The organism is Roseomonas gilardii subsp. gilardii (assembly GCF_023078375.1).
Classification (GTDB): Bacteria; Pseudomonadota; Alphaproteobacteria; order Acetobacterales; family Acetobacteraceae; genus Roseomonas; species Roseomonas gilardii.
The window spans coordinates 2,540,516-2,559,149 of sequence record NZ_CP095554.1; the positions used below are offsets into that span (position 1 = coordinate 2,540,516).

The 18,634-nt window shown below is 72.1% G+C and carries 16 protein-coding genes and 3 pseudogenes; 13 read left to right on the forward strand and 6 right to left on the reverse strand.

The features are described from left to right. Window positions 1-7: 7 nt before the first annotated feature. Window positions 8-988 (reverse strand): adenosylcobinamide-phosphate synthase CbiB, encoded by a 981-nt coding sequence (cbiB, locus tag MVG78_RS11535; protein WP_247551608.1) that lies wholly within the window; start codon window positions 986-988, stop codon window positions 8-10. Between cbiB and cobD the strand changes: the two genes are divergently transcribed. Further along, window positions 972-2,033, forward strand: a complete 1,062-nt coding sequence (gene cobD, locus MVG78_RS11540) for a threonine-phosphate decarboxylase CobD (protein WP_247551611.1) — start codon at window positions 972-974, stop codon at window positions 2,031-2,033. The two genes, cbiB and cobD, sit on opposite strands and share 17 nt — an antisense overlap. 13 nt (window positions 2,034-2,046) lie before the next feature. Here cobD and MVG78_RS11545 read toward each other — a convergent pair whose 3' ends face one another. From MVG78_RS11545 to MVG78_RS11560, 4 genes and pseudogenes are all read right to left on the reverse strand, one after another. After that, window positions 2,047-2,349, reverse strand: coding sequence for a hypothetical protein (locus MVG78_RS11545; protein ID WP_247551612.1), 303 nt, complete (start codon window positions 2,347-2,349; stop codon window positions 2,047-2,049). Between the two features lie 76 nt (window positions 2,350-2,425). Then, window positions 2,426-3,601: pseudogene (locus MVG78_RS11550) on the reverse strand (M20 aminoacylase family protein). Between the two features lie 70 nt (window positions 3,602-3,671). After that, window positions 3,672-4,538, reverse strand: coding sequence for an SDR family oxidoreductase (locus MVG78_RS11555; RefSeq protein WP_247551614.1), 867 nt, complete (start codon window positions 4,536-4,538; stop codon window positions 3,672-3,674). Window positions 4,539-4,558: 20 nt separating this feature from the next. Continuing rightward, entirely contained in the window at window positions 4,559-5,290 is a 732-nt protein-coding gene (locus tag MVG78_RS11560) for an extensin-like domain-containing protein (protein WP_247560413.1), read from the reverse strand. A gap of 170 nt (window positions 5,291-5,460) precedes the next feature. On the opposite strand from MVG78_RS11560, the gene rplM reads away from it, so the two are divergent. The 6 genes from rplM to MVG78_RS11590 all read left to right on the forward strand — a co-directional run bounded on the left by rplM (window position 5,461) and on the right by MVG78_RS11590 (window position 9,321). Beyond that, window positions 5,461-5,931 (forward strand): 50S ribosomal protein L13, encoded by a 471-nt coding sequence (gene rplM / locus MVG78_RS11565; RefSeq protein ID WP_037224486.1) that lies wholly within the window; start codon window positions 5,461-5,463, stop codon window positions 5,929-5,931. A 2-nt stretch (window positions 5,932-5,933) separates the two neighbouring features. Further along, window positions 5,934-6,458, forward strand: a complete 525-nt coding sequence (rpsI, locus tag MVG78_RS11570) for a 30S ribosomal protein S9 (RefSeq protein WP_247551616.1) — start codon at window positions 5,934-5,936, stop codon at window positions 6,456-6,458. A 154-nt stretch (window positions 6,459-6,612) separates the two neighbouring features. Beyond that, window positions 6,613-7,569: an N-acetyl-gamma-glutamyl-phosphate reductase gene (gene argC / locus MVG78_RS11575; protein ID WP_247551618.1), complete on the forward strand. Its 957-nt coding sequence runs from the start codon at window positions 6,613-6,615 to the stop codon at window positions 7,567-7,569. Further along, window positions 7,566-8,096 (forward strand): gamma carbonic anhydrase family protein, encoded by a 531-nt coding sequence (locus MVG78_RS11580; RefSeq protein WP_247551620.1) that lies wholly within the window; start codon window positions 7,566-7,568, stop codon window positions 8,094-8,096. Before argC ends, MVG78_RS11580 begins: the two co-directional genes overlap by 4 nt. Further along, the gene (locus MVG78_RS11585) at window positions 8,093-8,626 is read left to right on the forward strand and encodes a hypothetical protein (protein ID WP_247551622.1); all 534 of its coding nucleotides are present in this window, start codon (window positions 8,093-8,095) and stop codon (window positions 8,624-8,626) included. The genes MVG78_RS11580 and MVG78_RS11585 overlap by 4 nt, the downstream gene beginning before the upstream one ends. Window positions 8,627-8,679: 53 nt before the next feature. Continuing rightward, window positions 8,680-9,321: a hypothetical protein gene (locus MVG78_RS11590; protein WP_247551624.1), complete on the forward strand. Its 642-nt coding sequence runs from the start codon at window positions 8,680-8,682 to the stop codon at window positions 9,319-9,321. 43 nt (window positions 9,322-9,364) lie between these two features. Here the strand turns inward: MVG78_RS11590 and MVG78_RS11595 are convergent, their stop codons facing one another. After that, a complete protein-coding gene (locus tag MVG78_RS11595) occupies window positions 9,365-11,218 on the reverse strand; it encodes a PHA/PHB synthase family protein (RefSeq protein WP_247551626.1) in 1,854 nt (617 codons plus the stop codon). Between the two features lie 250 nt (window positions 11,219-11,468). Between MVG78_RS11595 and MVG78_RS11600 the strand changes: the two genes are divergently transcribed. The 6 genes and pseudogenes from MVG78_RS11600 (at window position 11,469) to MVG78_RS11625 (ending at window position 18,595) form a co-directional block, all read left to right on the forward strand. After that, complete coding sequence (locus tag MVG78_RS11600; protein ID WP_247551628.1) at window positions 11,469-12,002, forward strand: hypothetical protein; 534 nt, start codon at window positions 11,469-11,471, stop codon at window positions 12,000-12,002. Window positions 12,003-12,133: 131 nt separating this feature from the next. Further along, a pseudogene (locus MVG78_RS11605) lies at window positions 12,134-13,383 on the forward strand (LL-diaminopimelate aminotransferase). After that, the gene (locus MVG78_RS11610) at window positions 13,380-14,672 is read left to right on the forward strand and encodes a homoserine dehydrogenase (RefSeq protein WP_247551630.1); all 1,293 of its coding nucleotides are present in this window, start codon (window positions 13,380-13,382) and stop codon (window positions 14,670-14,672) included. Before MVG78_RS11605 ends, MVG78_RS11610 begins: the two are co-directional and overlap by 4 nt. A gap of 30 nt (window positions 14,673-14,702) precedes the next feature. Next, entirely contained in the window at window positions 14,703-15,677 is a 975-nt protein-coding gene (gene glpX, locus MVG78_RS11615) for a class II fructose-bisphosphatase (RefSeq protein WP_247551632.1), read from the forward strand. A 42-nt stretch (window positions 15,678-15,719) separates the two neighbouring features. Next, window positions 15,720-17,479: pseudogene (recJ, locus tag MVG78_RS11620) on the forward strand (single-stranded-DNA-specific exonuclease RecJ). A gap of 105 nt (window positions 17,480-17,584) precedes the next feature. Further along, window positions 17,585-18,595: a zinc-dependent alcohol dehydrogenase family protein gene (locus MVG78_RS11625; RefSeq protein WP_247551633.1), complete on the forward strand. Its 1,011-nt coding sequence runs from the start codon at window positions 17,585-17,587 to the stop codon at window positions 18,593-18,595. The last annotated feature ends 39 nt before the right edge of the window (window positions 18,596-18,634 follow it).

An 18,634-nucleotide genomic window follows, 5' to 3' on the forward strand; every position in this document is an offset into this window, starting at 1 on the left:
CGGCCCCTCAGCCCGCCGCCAGGGCGAGCGCGGCCAGCGCCAGCACCGCCGCGAACTGCACCGCGCAGGCCCGGCGGTAGAGCCCCAGCGCCCGGCGCAGATCCGGGGGCCCCGCCTCCGCGCGGCCGTCGCCCATCCAGTGGTCCTCCACCCGCACGCCGCCATAGACGCGCGGCCCGGCGAGGCGCAGGCCCAGTGCCCCCGCCATGGCGGCCTCCGGCCACCCGGCATTGGGCGAACGGTGGCGCCGGGCATCCCGCCGCACTGCGCACAGGGCGCCCCGCGCGCTGGCCCCGGGCGTGAGCAGCGCGGCAAGGATGAGCCACAGCGCCGAGAGCCGCGAGGCCGGCAGGTTCACCAGATCGTCGAAACGGGCGGCGGCCCAGCCATAGTCGGCGTATCGCGGCGTGCGGTGGCCGATCATGCTGTCGGCGGTATTCGCGGCCTTGTAGCCCGCGATGCCCGGCAGGCCCGCGGCCCCGCACCAGAAGGCCGGCGCCACCACGCCATCGGAAAAATTCTCGGCCAGGCTCTCGATCGCGGCGCGCACCACACCCGCCTCATCCAGCGCGGCGGGATCGCGCCCCACGATCTGCGACACCGCCTCGCGTCCACCCTCCAGCCCGCGCCCCTCCAGCCCCCGGGCCACGGCGCGCACGTGATCGTGCAGGCTGCGCTGCGCGGGCAGGCTGGCGGCCAGCAGCGCCAGCAGGGTAACCGCCAGCCAGAAGGGCAGGAGCCGCAGCAGCAGGATCTGCAGCAGCAGGGCTGGCACCACCACGGCCAGCAGCAGCAGGAGCTGCGCGAGAAGACCGCCGAGCCGCCTTGCCTTATTGGTGCCGGCTTCCCGATTCAGACGGCGTTCCAGCCGGGCGATGAGCCCCCCCATCCAGACCACCGGATGGCGGACCCGGCGGAACAGGGCTTCGGGATAGCCAAGGACGGCTTCCAGCGCGAGGGCGCCGGCCAGGATGAACAAGCTGGGCAAGGGACAGGCCGAATTGCTGACGATGAATGCGGCGGGGGCTAGCATGTCCCGCGATGGCGCGTCAGGCGCCGTGACGGAACATGGCGGCCGGCTGGCCGCGGCGCGGCTGCTCTTTCCCGGCGCGCCGGAGCCTTTCCTGGACCTCTCCACCGGCATCAACCCGGTGCCCTACCGCCTGGCGCGCTTCCCGGCCGATGCCTTCACCCGCCTGCCGGAGCCGGAGGCGCTGTGGGAACTCCAGGCGATCGCCGCCGCCGCCTATGGCGCGGCCTCGCCCGAGATGGTGGCGGCGGCACCGGGCACGCAGATCCTGATCAGCCTCCTGCCACATTTGCTGTCCTGGCGCGACGTGGCGGTGCTGGGCCCGACCTATGCCGAGCACGCCCTGTCCTGGCGGGCGGCCGGGGCGCGTGTGACGGAGACGGACGACCCGGCGGAACTGGCGCGGCACGAGGTGGCGGTGCTCTGCAACCCCAACAATCCGGACGGTCGCCGGCATGGCCGGGCGGCGCTGGCGGAACTGGCCTCCCGGGTGCGGCTGCTGGTGGTGGACGAATCCTTCGCCGATTTCGACGGGCCGGAGCGCAACGCGGCACCGCTCCTGCCGCGCCCGGACCTGCTGGTGCTGCGCTCCTTCGGCAAGAGCTACGGCCTGGCCGGCCTCCGCCTCGGCTTCGCCCTGGCCGAGCCCACCCTGGCGGGGCGGCTGCGCGCGGCGATGGGTCCCTGGGCCGTCTCCGGTCCCGCCCTGGCGGTGGGCATCCCGGCCCTGCGCGACCGGAACTGGCTGATGGAGGCATCGCGCCGCTGCGCCGTGGATGCCCTGCGCCTGGACATGCTGCTGGCCCGGGCGGGCTTCCGCATCCTGGGCGGCACCAGTCTGTTCCGCCTGGCCGCGCATGAGGACGCGCCCGGCTGGTTCGCGCGGCTGGGGTGGGCGGGCATCCTGGTGCGGCAGTTCCGCGAGCAGCCCGGCTGGCTGCGCTTCGGCCTGCCGGGGGACGAGGCGGGCTGGACGCGGCTGGAGGCGGCGCTGCTGCGCTGAGGTGGCCCCGCGCTCAATAGGCGTAGGCGCGGCCCGGATAGGGCGGCACGGCCGGGGCCGGATAACTGTAAGAGGCCGGTGGCCGGGAGGCATCGATCGCCGCCCCCATGGCCGCACCGGCTGCCGCGCCGGCCGCGGCACCCGCCGCCGCGGCGGAACCGGATGCCCCGTAATAGGCATAGGGATCGGGCGCCACGACCTGGACGCAGCCCCCCAGCAGCGGCGCCCCGAGCAGCAGGCCGAGAAGCGAAAGGCGCCAGCCCCTTGCGGTGGGGCGAGCCCGGGCCGGACGCCGGAAGGAAAGCCGCTGGGCCAAGATGCGCATCCGGTCAGGCTGGCCATTCCGGCGGCGGGAGGCAAGCGCCCTCCCGCAACCGTGCTGTCCCCGCCGCTCAGCCCCGGCGGGGCAGGAGCTGTTCCGCCAGCGTGGCGAAATAGGAGGCGCCGACCGGCAGGATCTCGTCGTTGAAGTCATAGAGCGGGTGGTGGACGTTGGGATCGTGCCCCGTCCGCCCACCGCCGAGGAACAGATAGGACCCGTCCTTCGCATTGAGCATGAAGGAGAAATCCTCGCCCCCCATGGTCGGCTTCTCCACCTCGATCACGCGGTTCTCGCCCACCACCTTCGCGGCGGCTCCGGCGGCGAGGCGCGTGCTCTCCGCCTCGTTCACCGTCGCCGGATAGGCGCGCTGGAAATCCACCTCGGCGCTGGCGCCGAAGGCCGACGCGATGCCGGTCGCGATCTCACGCACCTTGCGCTCCAGCAGGTCGCCGATCTCCGGCTTGAACCAGCGCGCCGTGCCCTGCATCCGCACCACCTCCGGGATCACGTTGAAGGTATGGCCGCCGGTGATATGCGCGATGGTGACGACGCCGGCCTCCACCGGCTCGACATTGCGGGCCACGATGGATTGCAGCGCGGAGACGATCTGCGCCGCGATCACGATCGGGTCGTTGCCGTTATGCGGCATGGCGCCATGCGCGCCCTTGCCGGTGACGGTGATGGTGATGTTGGCGACGGCGGCCATGATCGGCCCGGCCTTCCAGCCGAACTACCCGGCCGGCAGGCTGGGCCAGTTGTGGATGCCGAAGACGCGCGTCATGGGAAAGCGCTCGAACAGCCCCTCCTTCACCATCGCGTCGCCGCCGCCGAAATTCTCCTCGGCCGGCTGGAAGATCACATAGGCCGTGCCGGCGAAGTTGCGCGTCTCCGCCAGGTACTTCGCGGCACCCAGCAGCATGGTGGTGTGCCCGTCATGGCCGCAGGCATGCATCTTGCCGGGGATCGTGGAGGCATAGTCGAGCCCCGTCTCCTCCAGGATCGGCAGCGCGTCCATATCGGCGCGGAAGCCGATGCCGTCGCCCGGCTCCTGCCCCCGGATCACCCCCACCACGCCCGTCTTCGCGATGCCGGTCACGACCTCGTCGCAGCCGAACTGCCGCAGCTTCTCCGCGACGATGCCGGAGGTGCGGACCTCCTCATAGGCCAGTTCCGGATGGCGGTGGAAATCCTGCCGCCATGCGGTCATCTCGTCGTGGAACTCGGCGATACGGTTCAGGACAGGCATGACGGCCCTCGCTCTGTGTCTTCACCCGGTGGTTTGGGGCCGGGCCGGAATGGAGGCAAGAGCGCCCGCCTCACCCCCGCCCGAAGGTGCTCGCCAGCCCCGCTTCCAGCGGCCGCGGCTCCACGCCCAGCTCCGCCCGCATCGGCCCGATATCAAACCCCTTGTCCTCCGTCAGCCGCCGCAGCTCGCTCGCCCGCACGGTGGGCAGGAAGGGCAGCAGCCGGGTGAAGGGGGACAGCGCCAGCAGCGGCGCCAGCGGCACGGGCAGGACCGGCGGCACCCGCACCCCGGCGGCACGGCAGACGGCGCGCAGGAAATCGGCATAGCGCAGCGCCTCCGGCCCGGCGATCACCAGCGCCTGTGGCCTCTTCCAGTCCCGCGCCAGGGCGGCGCGCAGGCTGGCGGTGACGTCGTCCTGGTGGATCGGCTGCACCAGCGCCTGGCCGCCACCGGGCAGGGGCGCGACGGGCAGGCGGCGCATCAGCGCGGCCAGCCGCTGCACATTGTCCTCCCCCTGGGCGCCATAGATCATGGTGGGGTGCAGGATCACGCCGTTCCGGCCGCTGGCCAGCAGCGCCGCCTCGCCGGCGCGCACACCGTCGCCATGCGCATCCGCCCAGCGGGAGAAGCGGCGCGTGCTGCCCATCAGCACGATCCGCGCCTCCGGCGGCGCGGCGGCCAGGATCGCCGGGGCATGCCGGGCATGGGCGCCGGACACGATGCGCGTGGCATCCGCCAGCGCGGCGCGCAGGGCGGCGGCATCCTTCAGGTCGGCGGTCCGCGGCGTACCGGGCAGGCCGGTGGCGGCCCAGCGTTCCGCGCTCCGCACCACGGGGATGAAGGGGATGCCGTCACCGGCCAGGGAGCGGCAGAGCGTCGCGCCGGAACGGCCGGAGGCGCCGATCACCGTGACCGGGTCCTCTCCGGGACGCGGCATCGCACCCGCCGGCAGGGCGCTCACCGGCAGGCCCGCCAGGGCCCGCGGTCGAGATGGAAATGGTCGCGGTGCAAGGCGTTGTACTCCGGTCCCAGGACGGCGTCGAAGACACGGCAGGCGCCGTCGCGCGCCGCGTGCAGGAAGGCGCCGCGCGGCCCGGGATCGTCCCAGTCGCGGGCCAGCGACACCTCGCGCCCGTCTGCCAGCACGAAGCCCGCCACATCAAGGGCATTGGCGGTGGCATGCTGGCTGCGCCGGGTGCGGTCCCCGATACCACTCCCGATACCGCCCTGGGGGCCGCCCCGCACCGCGCGGCAGGCATAGGTGCCGAGCTGCCGGATGCGCACGACCTCCTGCCCCAGATGCTCCCGCGCGGCGGGCTGGAGGATGGCGTTGACATAGATGGCCCAGGAGGCCCCCACCGCGCAGGTCGCCATGGGCGCCGCCGGGGCGAGCGGCGGCCCGAAATCCAGCCGCAGGGCATCCAGGACCTCGCACCCCTCGTCCGAAGGCTGGTCCACGACCCGGCGCACGGGGATTCCGGCGGCCTCGAAGGCGGCGAAGCAGCGCTCCGGCTGCCATTTCATCTGCGCCAGCTTGAACCGGCTCATCGGGTTGGGCGCGGCCCGCAGGTCCAGCGGCGCGAAAGGGTCCCAGGCCGGGGGCAGGCGCAGGAATCCCGCCAGCGCCGCCCCCAGCAGGGCGAGCGGCAACAGCAGCAGGAGGAGGGCGCGCTTCACGCGCATGGACATGGCCACGGCCCCGCGTTCCGGCAGCGGGAAAGGGGCCGATTTTGTGGTAACGAAATGCCGCCGGATTTGTGGTATGAAAATACCACATCGAAAAAACCCTGATTTGGCTTGACTTACAGCGCCAGGACGGCGATATGCCGCGCCACTCTTACTGAACCATCTGGATCGCCATGCTCTCGACGCAGACCCGCTCGATCAAGCCGGCGGAGGTCAAGAAGGACTGGGTGCTGATCGACGCGGAGGGCCTCGTGCTCGGCCGCCTCGCCGCCCTGGTCGCCAATCGCCTCCGCGGGAAGCACAAGCCCACCTTCACCCCGCATGTCGATTGCGGCGATCACGTCGTGATCGTCAACGCCGACAAGGTCCGCGTCACCGGCGCCAAGGCCGAGCAGTCCGTGTTCTACTGGCACACCGGCTATGCCGGCGGCATCAAGGGCCGCACGGTGCGTGAGCGCCTCGAGGGTCGTTTCCCCGAGCGCGTGATCGAGAAGGCCGTGGAGCGCATGATCACCCGTGGCCCCCTCGGCCGCCAGCAGATGCGCAACCTCCATGTCTATGCCGGTGGCGAGCACCCGCATGCCGGTCAGACGCCGTCGAAGATCGACATCGCGGCGCTGAACCGCAAGAACAAGGTGGCCTGACCGTGAGCGACACCCAGTCCACGAACACCAGCGCCAACTCCAGCGCCAACTCCCTGGCCGACCTCAAGACCCTCGTCGCCGGCACCCCGGCCGGCGAGGGCACCACGGCCGCCGTGACCCGTGAGCCGAAGCGCGACGCCCAGGGCCGCGCCTACGCGACCGGCCGCCGCAAGAACGCCATCGCCCGCGTCTGGCTGAAGCCCGGCAAGGGCGTGGTCGAGGTCAACGGCAAGGCGCAGGCGAAGTACTTCGCCCGCCCGGTGCTGCGGATGCTGATCGCCCAGCCCTTCCTGGTCGCGGACCGCTACCAGCAGTTCGACGTGATCTGCACGGTGGTCGGCGGTGGCCTCTCCGGCCAGGCCGGCGCGGTGCGCCTCGGCGTCAGCCGCGCGCTCACCCATTACGAGCCCGCCCTGCGCCCGATCCTGAAGAAGGCCGGCTTCCTGACCCGCGACCCGCGCGTGGTCGAGCGCAAGAAGTACGGCAAGGCCAAGGCCCGACGTTCCTTCCAGTTCAGCAAGCGCTGACCGGGGGCGGGCGCCGGTTGGCGCCCGGGCCGTATCTGGTTCCGGAAAAGGGCGGTCCCGCTGGGGCCGCCCTTTTTCACGTTCTTGTCCGTTGTTCCGGCGCGGTGCCTGCGTCATCACCGTGTCCCATCCGAGAGCGAGAGGAGTTCTCCGCATGGCCAAGGGTTCCCTGCCGTCCGTCTTCGTGGACGGCGAGTCCGGCACCACGGGGCTGCAGATCGTCGAGCGCCTGCAGAACCTGCCGGGCGTCGCGCTGCGCTCCCTGCCGGCGGAGCGCCGCAAGGACCCGGAGGCCAAGCGCGCCCTGATGGCCGAGGTGGATGCCGTGGTGCTCTGCCTGCCCGACGACGCGGCGAAGGAAAGCGCCGCCATGGCTGCCTCGCTGGGCGCCGACGCGCCGAAGGTGCTGGACGCCTCGACCGCCCACCGGGTGAACCCGGACTGGGTCTACGGCTTCCCCGAACTCTCGCCGGAACAGGCCACCGCCATCGCCCAGGCCCCGCGCGTGAGCAATCCCGGCTGCTACCCCACCGGCGGCATCGCCCTGCTGCGGCCGCTGGTCGATGCCGGCCTCATCCCGGCGGACCACCCGGTCACGGTGAACGCCGTCTCGGGCTATTCCGGCGGCGGCAAGGCGATGATCGCCGAGCACGAGGGCGGCAAGGCGCCGAATTTCGAGCTCTACGGCCTGGGGCTGGAGCACAAGCACGTGGCGGAGCTGCAGCGCTATTCCGGCCTGACGCGCCGCCCGCTCTTCGTGCCGAGCGTCGGCCATTTCCGGCAGGGCATGCTGGTCTCCATCCCGCTGCACCTCGACACGCTGCCGGGCAGGCCCTCCGTGGCCGACCTGCGCGCGGCGCTGGAGGCGCGCTATGCCGATTCCCCCTGGGTGCGCGTCATGCCCGCCGAGGCGAACGGCAAGCTGGAGGCCGAGGCGCTGAACGACACCAACAACCTGGAACTGCGGGTCTTCGGCAACGATGCCCGGGCGCAGGCGGTGCTGGTGGCGCGGCTGGACAATCTCGGCAAGGGCGCCTCGGGCGCGGCGGTGCAGAATCTCGGCCTGATGCTGGGCCTCGATGTCGAGGCGCGGCTGGGCAGGGCCGCATGAGCGGCCACACCGGCCACATCCTCCCCTTCGAGGGCAAACTCCCCCGCATCCACCCCACCGCCTGGATCGCCCCCACCGCCGTGGTGATCGGCGATGTGGAGATCGGGGAGGGGGCGAGCGTCTGGTACAACTGCGTGCTGCGCGGCGACACCGCCGCGATCACGGTCGGCGCCCGCTCCAATGTGCAGGACGGCACGATCGTGCACCTGAATGCCGGGGAGCCGACGCGGATCGGCGCCGATGTCACGATCGGCCATGCCTGCATCATCCATGCCTGCACGCTGGAGGATGGCGCCTTCGTCGGCATGGGCGCCACGGTGCTGGACCGCGCGGTGATCGAGACGGGCGGCATGATCGGGGCGGGCGGGCTGCTCGCGCCGGGCAAGGTGATCCGCCGCAACGAGCTCTGGCTCGGCGCCCCGGCGCGCCTGGCGCGGCAGCGGACGGAGGAGGATCTGGCGATCTTCGCCCGCACCGCCCCGCATTACGTGGAACTCGCCGCACGGCACCGCCAGAGCCTCGAATGAGGCGCCGCCGCCTGCCGCCGCTGCTCCTGCTCGCCGGCCTCGCCGCCTGCGCCACGGAAAGCAACGCCCCCGCCCTGCCGCGCATCGCCGCGACGGGGCAGGACCCGGCCATCGCCGCGATCTACGGCGCGATGCCGGTCTTCCGCGACACGCGCATCGTGGCGGGCAGGCCGGCCGAGGCCGCCATCGCCGCGATCCGGCTGGAATGGCTGGCGGCGGCGATGCCACACGACCTCGCCTTCACCCACAGCAACCCCATCACCATCCCCGCCATGCTGGCGGCGCGCGACAACCTCCGCGCCGCGCTCGGCATCCAGCCCGGGGCACCGGGGACCGTGGTGATGGCCGGGCTGGCCGATGCGGCGGCGGCGCTGGCCCGGGGCGACGAGGAAGCGGCGCGCAGCGCCCTGCCGCCCCCGGTCTTCGCACCGGACACGCTGCGGCGCCTCGGCCACCTGCCCAGCCTGCCGGAGGCCAACCTCGCCTTGCTGCGGGCCTCGAAGGATCTGGACAGCGGCCCCGGCTCCTGAAACGGCTGAAGCAGCGCGGTTGCCGAGCCGTGCCGGGGATGGGAAGACACCCTATGCAACGACAGATCCTCTTGCTGGCCCTGCTGCCGCTCGCCGCCTGTGCCGAGCTGCGCACGCCGCGCCGGGCGATCCCGCCGCCCCCCGGCCTGCTGACCGGCCCCGACCAGGGGCGGCAGGCGATCCGGGAACTCGACGAATCCTTCCGCAACGGCGCCGCCGCGCTGCGTGGCCATCCGGAGCGGATGGCGCGGGCCGCGGCGATCCTGGAATGGCTCTGCATCGACCTGGCCCACAATCCGCGCTGGAACCCGGTCTCCCCGGGGATCAGGCAGGTCGTCTATACCGCCCGCGAAGAGGTGCGGAACGCCCTGGGCATCCAGCCGGAGGTGACGGGACAGGACGCGGCCGCGGTCATGGCCCAGGTCGCGCAGGATCTGGCCGATGGCCAGGAAGCCCGCGCCCAGTCGCTGCTGGACGACGAGCGGCGCTTCCGCAATGGCGGGGAACGGGTGATCGCCCGGCTGCGCGACCCGGGCCCCCTGCCGAACAGCGAGATCGCGCTCGGCGCCCTGGCGCAGGAGGTGGCGCGTCTGGATTCGGTGAATGGCTGGGTGGTGCAGCCCGCGGCCGATCCCTCGCTGACCGGCACGCGCGGGCTGGAGGACGATTCCTTCCGCCCGACACCGGGTTTCTGAATCGGCCCGGCAGCGGGGGCGGAAGCCCCCGCCGGCGCGCGGATCAATCCTGCGCCATCACCTTCACGTATTCGCCGGGCGCGTCGCACAGGGCCGGCAGCTTCCCGGCGCCCGGCTCGCGGGCGGGCACCATGGCGTTGTCCAGCCCCGTGACCCAGCGCTGCCAGTCCGGCCACCAGGAACCGGCGAGTTCCGTGGCGCCTTCCAGCCACTCGTCCGGATCGGCCGGCAGGGCCTCGTTGGTCCAGTGGCTGTACTTGCCGCTCTCGGGCGGGTTCACCACCCCGGCGATATGGCCCGAGGCGGCGAGCACGAAGCGGATCGGCCCGCCATAGATCTGCGTGGCGCGATAGGTGCTCTTCCACGGCGCGATATGGTCCTCGCGCGTCGAGAGCAGATAGACGGGGATCTTGATCTTCCGCAGGTCGATCGGCACCCCGTCCAGCGTGATCCCGCCCGGCTTCACCAGATCGTTCTGCTGGTACATGCGGCGCAGGTAGAAGCTGTGCATCTTCGCCGGCATGCGGGTGCTGTCGTCGTTCCAGAACAGCAGGTCGAAGGGGAAGGGCTCCTGCCCCAGCAGGTAGTTCTGGACCACGAAGCTCCAGATCAGGTCGTTGGCACGGAGCATGTTGAAGGTGTTGGCCATCTCCCCGCCGGCGAGGAAGCCACGCTCCCCCATCTTCTGCTCGACGGCCTTGAGCTGCACCTCGTCGATGAAGACGCTGATCTCCCCGGCTTCCTCGAAATCCGTCATGGTGGTGAAGAAGGTGGCGCTCTTGATGCGCGTGTCCCGCTTCGCCGCCATATGCGCCAGCGTCGCGGCCAGCAGCGTGCCGCCGAGGCAGTAGCCGATGGCGTTGACGTTGCGCTCGCCCGTGGCCTCCTGGATCGCGTCCAGGGCGGCATAGGGCCCCTCCTTCATGTAGTCCTCGAAATCCTTCTCCGCGAGGCGCTCGTCCGGATTGACCCAGGAGCAGACGAAGACCGTGTGCCCCTGCGACACCGCCCAGCGGATGAGGGAGTTCTTGGGCCGCAGGTCGAGGATGTAGAACTTGTTGATCCAGGGCGGCAGCAGCAGCAGCGGCCGCTTGAGCACCTTCTCGGTGGTCGGCGAGTACTGGATCAGCTCCATCAGCTCGTTGCGGTAGACCACCTTGCCCGGCGTCACCGCGATGTTCTCGCCGATCGCGAACTTGCTGCGGTCGGTCATGCTGATGCGCAGGTTGCCCTTGCCCCGCTCCAGATCGCTCAGGAGATTGGTCAGGCCCTTCAGCAGGTTCTCGCCGCCGGTCTCGGCGGTGCGGCGCAGCACCTGCGGGTTGGTCATCAGGAAGTTCGTGGGGCTCATCGCATCCACGAACTGGCGCGTGTAGAAATCGACCTTCTGGGCGTTCTTCGGGTCGAGCTCGCCCTCCGTGCCCCGCACCACGTTCTGCATGTACCGCGCGGACAGCAGGTAGGACTGCTTGATGAAGTCGAAGACCTCGTTCTCGCGCCAGGCATCGTCCTTGAAGCGCTTGTCCTTGCTGTCCTCGGAGATGACCGGCTTGACCTCGCCCCCCATCATGCGGCGGGCGGTGTTGCCCCAGAGGGTGAGGTAGTCCTGCCAGAAGCCCATCTGGGCCTGCATCAGCCTGGCCGGATTGGCCATCAGCCGGCTGGCCATCTCCATGAAGGCGCCGCCGAGGTTGAAGGGATCGAGCGGCGTGCCGCCCTCCACCTGGGGCGGGCCGCCGGTGCGTCCGGTCAGCTTCTCCGCGGTATCGCCCTGGCGGCGGATGAAATCGGCCACGATGCGCTGGCTGCGCTCCGCGACATCGGCCATGGTTCGGCTCACCAGGGCGGGGTCCGGCAGGCGGAAACCAGGATCAGGCGTCTTGTCACTCTGGCTCATCGGCGTGTTCCCGGTGCTCTCCCCGCCTGCGGCATCGTGGCTTCACGCTTCGCCGGTTCTGCGGCAAACCTCGGTCCGAAGGGTATGGACCGATGGGAATGCCCCGCGGGACCCGGCCGGGCGGGAAGTGCAGATGATCCACAAGCCGATCAAACCTAGGTCGCGGGGGCGGGGGCGGCAAGCAGCCGCGCCGCTTTTGGCGGTGCGGCACGCGCCGCGCCTGCGCGCGCTGCCCCGCCTGGGTGTCCGCATGGGCGTCCTCATGGGCGGCCTGCTGTCCCTGGGCGCCTGCGTCGGCTCGCCGGGCGAGGGGCCCTTCGACTTCGTGCGCGAGATCCGCGGCAACGGCCTGAACGGGCGCGAGGCGCCGCCGGGCCTGGACCAGGGCTTTCCCAACCTGGCCAGCATCCCGCCGCGCCCGGCCCGGGGCGAGGCTTCGGTGCGCGAGCAACTGACCACCGCGCTCGCCGCCAACCGGGCCGCGGCGGCACAGCCCATCGCGCCCGGCGCACCGGTGCCCGAGCCGCCGCCCTCCCCGGGGGCGGACCAGGTGCCGCACAGCCCGCCGCCGCCGCCGCGCCTGGCCTCGGCCCCGGCCATCGGCCCCAGCACCCCCACCTCCACGCTGCGCACCGGCGCGCCCGATCCCGGCAGCGCGCCGCCCGCGGCCCCGCCGCCCGAGATGCTGGCGCCGCCCCCTCCCTCCCTGGCCCCCGCACCCCCGGCACCGCCGCCGGCGGATCTGCTGGCCCCCTCCACCACGCCGAAACCGGCGAATCCCTAGGCGGGAACCGGCCCGCCCCGGGGATGCGGGGCGGCCACGCGGCAGACGCGTCGCGCGATGGCCTCGCGCTGCGGCGCGAGGAGGGCTACCCTGGCCGTTCCGAGGAATTGAGGGCCCGAAGGGCTACACCCATGAGTGACGACTTCCACCGTATCCGCCGCCTTCCCCCCTATGTCTTCGCCGAGGTGAACGGCGCCAAGGCCAAGGCGCGTGCCGCCGCGGAGGACATCGTGGACCTCGGCATGGGCAATCCCGACAGCCCGACGCCGCCGCATATCGTGGCCAAGCTGGTCGAGGCGGTGCAGGATCCGCGTACCCACCGCTATTCCGCCTCCAGGGGCATCCCCGGGCTGCGCAAGGCGCTGGCGAACTACTACGCCCGCCGCTTCAACGTGCAGCTCGACCCGGAGACCGAGGTGGTGGCCACGCTGGGCTCGAAGGAGGGGCTGGCCAATCTCGCCCAGGCCATCACCTCGCCCGGCGACACGATCCTGGTGCCCAACCCGTCCTACCCGATCCACCAGTTCGGCTTCATCATCGCCGGCGCCTCGGTGCGCTCGATCCCGCATACGCCGGATGAGGAGATGCTGCGCGCCATCGACCGCGCCGTGCGCCATTCCGTGCCGGCGCCCACCGCGCTGATCGTGAACTTCCCCTCCAACCCGACGGCCCTGCTGGCGGATCTCGACTTCTACCGGGAGGTCGTGGCCATGGCGAAGCGGCACGGCTTCTACGTGCTCTCCGACCTCGCCTATGCCGAGCTGTATTTCGGCGACAAGATCCCCCCTCGATCCTGGAGGTACCGGGCGCCAAGGACGTGGCCGTGGAGTTCACCTCCATGTCCAAGACCTACAACATGCCCGGCTGGCGCATGGGCTTCGCCGCCGGCAACCGCAAGCTGATCGCCGCGCTGACCCGGGTGAAGTCCTATCTCGACTACGGCGCCTTCACGCCGATCCAGGTGGCCGCCACCGCCGCGCTGAACGGCCCGCAGGACTGCGTGGCCGAGATGCGCACCCTGTACCGGGAGCGCCGCGACCTGCTGGTGAAGGGGCTGAAGCAGGCGGGCTGGGACGTGCCGCTGCCGGAGGGCTCGATGTTCGTCTGGGCCCCGATCCCGGAGCGCTTCGCCCATCTCGGCTCGGTGGAATTCTCCAAGCTGCTGCTGGCCAAGGCCAAGGTGGCCGTCGCGCCGGGCATCGGCTTCGGCGAATACGGCGACGGCCATGTCCGCATCGCCACGGTGGAGAATGCGCAGCGCATCCGTCAGGCGCTGCGTGGCATCCGCTCCTTCCTCGCCGCCGATAACGGTGGACCCGCGCCCGGCTCGGGCGACGGCGGCCCCTCGACCGACTCGTCCGCGGAGCTCGTGCGCGCTTGACCCGTCCTCTTTCCGTCGCCCTGGCCGGTCTCGGCACCGTCGGCGCGGGCACCCTGCAGATCCTGCGCACCAATGCCGGGCTGATCGCCGCCCGCGCCGGCCGCCCCATCGCCGTGACCGCCGTGGCGGCGCGCGACCGTTCGCGCGACCGCGGCATCCCGCTCGACGGGCTGCGCTGGTACGACGACCCGGCCGCGCTGGCCCATGATCCGGCGGTGGATGTGGTGGTCGAGGCGATCGGCGGCTCCGAGGGCGCGGCCCGCGCCACGGTGGAGGCCGCGCTGGCCGCCGGCAAGCCGGTGGTGACGGCGAACAAGGCGCTGCTCGCCGTGCATGGCGCCGCCCTGGCCCATTCGGCGGAGAAGCAGGGCGTGCCGCTGGCCTTCGAGGCAGCGGTGGCCGGCGGCATTCCGGTCATCAAGGCGCTGCGCGAGGGGCTGGCCGCGAACCGCTTCCAGCGTGTCACCGGCATCCTGAACGGCACCTGCAACTACATCCTGACCCAGATGCGCGAGCGCGGGCGGGAATTCGCCGAGGCGCTCGCCGACGCGCAGCGCCTCGGCTATGCCGAGGCCGATCCCTCCTTTGACATCGACGGCGTGGACGCGGCGCACAAGCTGGCGATCCTGGCGGCGCTGGCCTTCGGCCGCCCGGTGGATTTCTCCGCCGTGCATGTCGAGGGCATCCGCAACGTCACCGCCCTCGACATCAAGCTGGCCGAGGAACTCGGCTACCGCATCAAGCTGCTGGGCCTGGCCCGCTGCGGGGAGCGTGGGGTGGAAACGCGGGTGCATCCCTGCATGGTGCCCGCCTCCTTCCCGCTGGCCCGCGTGGACGGCGTCTTCAACGCGGTGGTGGCGGAAGGCGACTTCGTCGGCCGCGTGGTGCTCGAAGGCCGCGGCGCCGGCGCCGGCCCGACCGCCTCGGCCGTGGTCGCGGACCTGATCGACATCGCGCGCAACCGGCACACGCCGGTCTGGGGCGCCGGGCTGGACGACCTCGCCCCGCTGCCCTCCCTGCCGATGGAGGAGCGCACCGGCGCCTATTACCTCCGCCTGATGGTGGTGGACCGCCCCGGCGTGATCGCCGACGTGACCGGCGCGCTGCGCGATTCCGGCATCAGCCTGGAATCCATGCTGCAGCGCGGCCGCGCACCGGGGGAGGCGGTGCCCGTGGTCCTGACCACGCATGATTCGTCGGAACGCGCGATGCGCAAGGCCATCGCGCGGATCGAGGCTTTGGAGACGGTGCTGGAATCCCCGGCGCTGATCCGGATCGAGAGTTTCTGAGGAGAGCGGGAAGCGATGGGCGAGAGCAACATGTCCTTGAAGACGGACCGCAACCTGGTCATGGAACTGGTCCGGGTGACCGAGGCGGCGGCGCTCGCCTGCTCCTCCTGGATCGGGCGGGGCGACAAGAACGCCGCCGACGGCGCGGCGGTGGACGCCATGCGCCGCGCCTTCGATGCAGTCGCCATCTCCGGCACCGTGGTGATCGGCGAGGGCGAGATGGATGAGGCGCCGATGCTCTATATCGGCGAGAAGGTGGGCCTCGGCGGGCCGGAGATGGACATCGCCGTGGACCCGCTGGAGGGCACGAACATCTGCGCCACCGGCGGGCCGAACTCCATCGCCACGCTCGCCGTGGCGGAGAAGGGCGGCTTCCTGCACGCGCCCGACATCTACATGGACAAGATCGCGGTCGGCCCCGACCTGCCGCCGGGCATCGTCGATCTCGACGCCTCGCCGGAGGAGAACCTGCGCGAACTAGCCAGGGCCAGGAAGGTCTCGATCAACGACCTGATGGTCTGCACCCTGGGCCGCGACCGCCACAAGCCGCTGATCGAGGCCTGCCGCCGCGCCGGCGCCCGAATCACCCTGATCCCCGATGGCGACGTGGCCGGCGTGGTCGCCTGCGCCCAGCCGGAGGCGGGCATCGACATCTACATGGGCTCCGGCGGCGCGCCGGAGGGCGTGCTCGCGGCCGCGGCGCTGCGCTGCATCGGCGGCCAGATGCAGGGGCGCCTGCTCTATGAGGACGACGCCCAGATCGCCCGCGCCAAGGAGATGGGCATCGCCGATCCGCACCGGAAGTTCCTGGTGGAGGACATGGCCAAGGGCGATGTGATGTTCGCCGCCACCGGCGTGACCTCGGGCGCCTTCCTGCGCGGCGTGCGCCGCACCAAGGGCGGCGCGGTGACGCATTCCATCATCATGCGCTCCAAGACCGGCACCGTCCGCTACATCGAGGGACACCACAACTCCCAGCGCAAGCCCGGCAGCTTCTTTGCCTGAGGGCCTGGGAAGCATCCCCGCCGCGCCGCCCCCGAACCCGTTCTGGGGGTGGCGCGGAGCGTCACCGGCCGGCGCTGGCTCTGGCGCGGCGGCGACGAGCGGCTGGGCCTCGCCATCGCGCAGCGGCTGGAACTCCCCGAGATCGTCGGCCGCCTGCTCGCCGGGCGCGGCGTGACGCCGGAAACGGCGCCGGATTTCCTCGACCCGACGCTGCGCGCGCTGCTGCCCGATCCCTCCTGCCTGAAGGACATGGAGGTGGCGGCGGAGCGTCTCGCCGGCGCCGTCCGCCAGGGGGAGCGGGTGGCCGTCTATGGAGACTACGACGTGGACGGCGCCTGCGCCGGCGCGCTGACCGTGCGCGTGCTGCGGGCGCTGGGCTGCGAGGTCACGCATTACGTCCCCGACCGCATCCGCGAAGGCTACGGCCCCAACGCCCCCGCGATCGCCGGGCTCTGCGACCAGGGCGCGACGCTGATCGTCTGCGTCGATTGCGGCATCGCGGCGCAGGAGGCGCTGGAGGCGGCGCGCGGCCGCGCGGATGTGGTGATCCTGGACCACCACAAGTCGGAAGGGCCGGTGCCCCCGGTGGCGGCGGTGGTGAACCCGAACCGCCTCGACTGCCCCTCCGGCCTGCGCCACCTCTGCGCCGCGGCCGTCTGCTTCCTGACGGCGGTGGCCCTCCAGCGCATCCTGCGCCGCACCGGCTTCTTCGCCCACCGGGCGGAGCCGCGCCTGCTGGACCTGCTGGATCTCGTGGCCCTGGCCACGGTCTGCGACGTGATGCCGCTGGTCGGGCTGAACCGTGCGCTGGTGGCGCAGGGGCTGAAGGTCATGGCCCGGCGCGAGCATGCCGGCATCGCCGCCCTGCTGGAAATGGCGGCGGTGAAGGAGGCCCCCACCGCCCACACGCTGGGCTTCGTGCTCGGGCCGCGCATCAACGCCTCCGGCCGCATCGGCGAGCCCGACCTGGCGCTGCGCCTGCTGCTGCTGGACGATCCGGTCGAGGCCCGCGCCATCGCCGCGCGGCTCGACGAGGTGAACCGCCGGCGGCAGGAGGTCGAGGCCGATGTCCTGACCGGCGCCTTCGCGGAGGCGGAGAAGCAGGCCGGGGCGGGCAGTCCCGTCCTGATGATCTGCGGCGAGGGCTGGCACCCCGGCGTGGTCGGCATCGTGGCCGGCCGGGTCAAGGAACGCTTCAACCGACCGACCCTCGTGGCCTCCCTGGCCGAGGGCCTGGCGCGCGGCTCGGGCCGCTCGGTGCCGGGGGTGGATCTCGGCGCGGCGGTGATCGCGGCGCGCCAGTCCGGGCTGATGCTGACCGGCGGCGGCCACGCCATGGCGGCCGGCTTCTCCTTCGAGGCCGGCCGGATCGAGGAGGTCCGCGCCTTCCTCCACGAGCGCCTCGGCCATGCCAACACGCTGCCCGCCGCCGCCGACCTGGCGGTGGAAGGCACGATCACCGTCCAGGCGGCGACAGCGGGCTTCGCGGCGGAGGTCGGGCGGCTGGCCCCCTTCGGCGCCGGCAACGAGGAACCGGTCTTCGCCATCCGCCGCGCCCGCATCGTCCGCGCCGACCGGGTGGGGCGGGAGGGCGGCACCATCCGCGCCTTCCTGGAAGGCGAGGGGGAGGGCGGCTGAAGGCGGTCTGCTTCCGCGCGAAGGAAGGTCCGCTGGCGCATCTCCTGCTCAATTCCGGCGGGGTGCCGCTGCATCTCTGCGGCACGCTGCGGGCGGAAAGCTGGAACGGCACCGTCTCCGCCTCCCTGCATGTGCAGGACGCGGCGCCCGCGCTGGAAGGCTGACGCGCAGGTGAGGGGCGGCGCGGGTTGAAACCCCGCGCCTCCGCCCCCCATTCAGGCACCGGCCCCCGGCACTCCCGCCACGGGGCCCCGTGACGGAGCCTGCCGATGCGCCTCTACACCCTGCCGAAAACCGGTGCGATCGAGGATCTGACCCTGACGGAGCGCGAGGTGCCGCGCCCCGGCCGCCGGCAGGTGCTGGTGCGGATGCGGGCGGCCTCGCTGAACTACCGCGACCTGCTGGTGGCCACGGGCCGCTATGGCAGGGCAGGGGTCCAGCCGGGGCTGGTGCCCCTCTCCGACGGGGCGGGCGAGGTCGCGGCGGTGGGGCCGGACGTGACCCGGGTGAAGGAAGGGGACCGGGTGGCCGGCATCTTCATGCAGGGCTGGATCGCCGGCCCGCCCGACGAATCCTACCGCGCCACCGCCCTGGGCGGCTCCATCGACGGGGTGCTGGCGGAATACGTGCTCTTCGAGGAGGAAGGGCTGGTCCACCTGCCGGAGCACCTGTCCTTCGAGGAAGGTGCCTGCCTGCCCTGCGCCGGGGTGACGGCCTGGAACGCCCTGACCGCGCTGCGCCCGGTGGGGCCGGAACAGACCGTGCTGCTGCTGGGCACGGGCGGCGTCTCGATCCTCGCCCTGCAATTCGCCCATGCCGCCGGGGCGCGGGTGATCCTGACCTCCTCCTCCGACACGAAGCTGGAGCGGGCGAAGGCTCTGGGCGCCGATGCTGGCGTGAACTACCGCACCCATCCGGACTGGGAGAAGGAGGTCTGGACCCTCACCGGCAGGCGCGGCGTGGACCATGTGGTGGAAGTCGGCGGAGCGGGGACCCTGCCGAAATCCATCGCCGCCACCCGCGTGGGCGGCGCCGTCCACCTGATCGGCGTGCTGACCGGCGGGCAGATCGACCCCCTGCCGGTCATGCAGAAGGCCATCGACCTGCGCGGGGTCTTTGTCGGCTCGCGCGAGATGTTCGAGGCGATGAACCGCGCCGTCGCCTTCCACCGCATCCACCCGGTGATCGACCGGGTCTTCCCCTTCGAGGAAGCCCAGGCGGCCTATCGCCACCTGGAAAGCCAGGCGCATCTCGGCAAGGTGGTGATCCGCCTGGACTGAGCGGACGGCGCCTCCCCCGGCGGGCCGGGGGACGGGCGG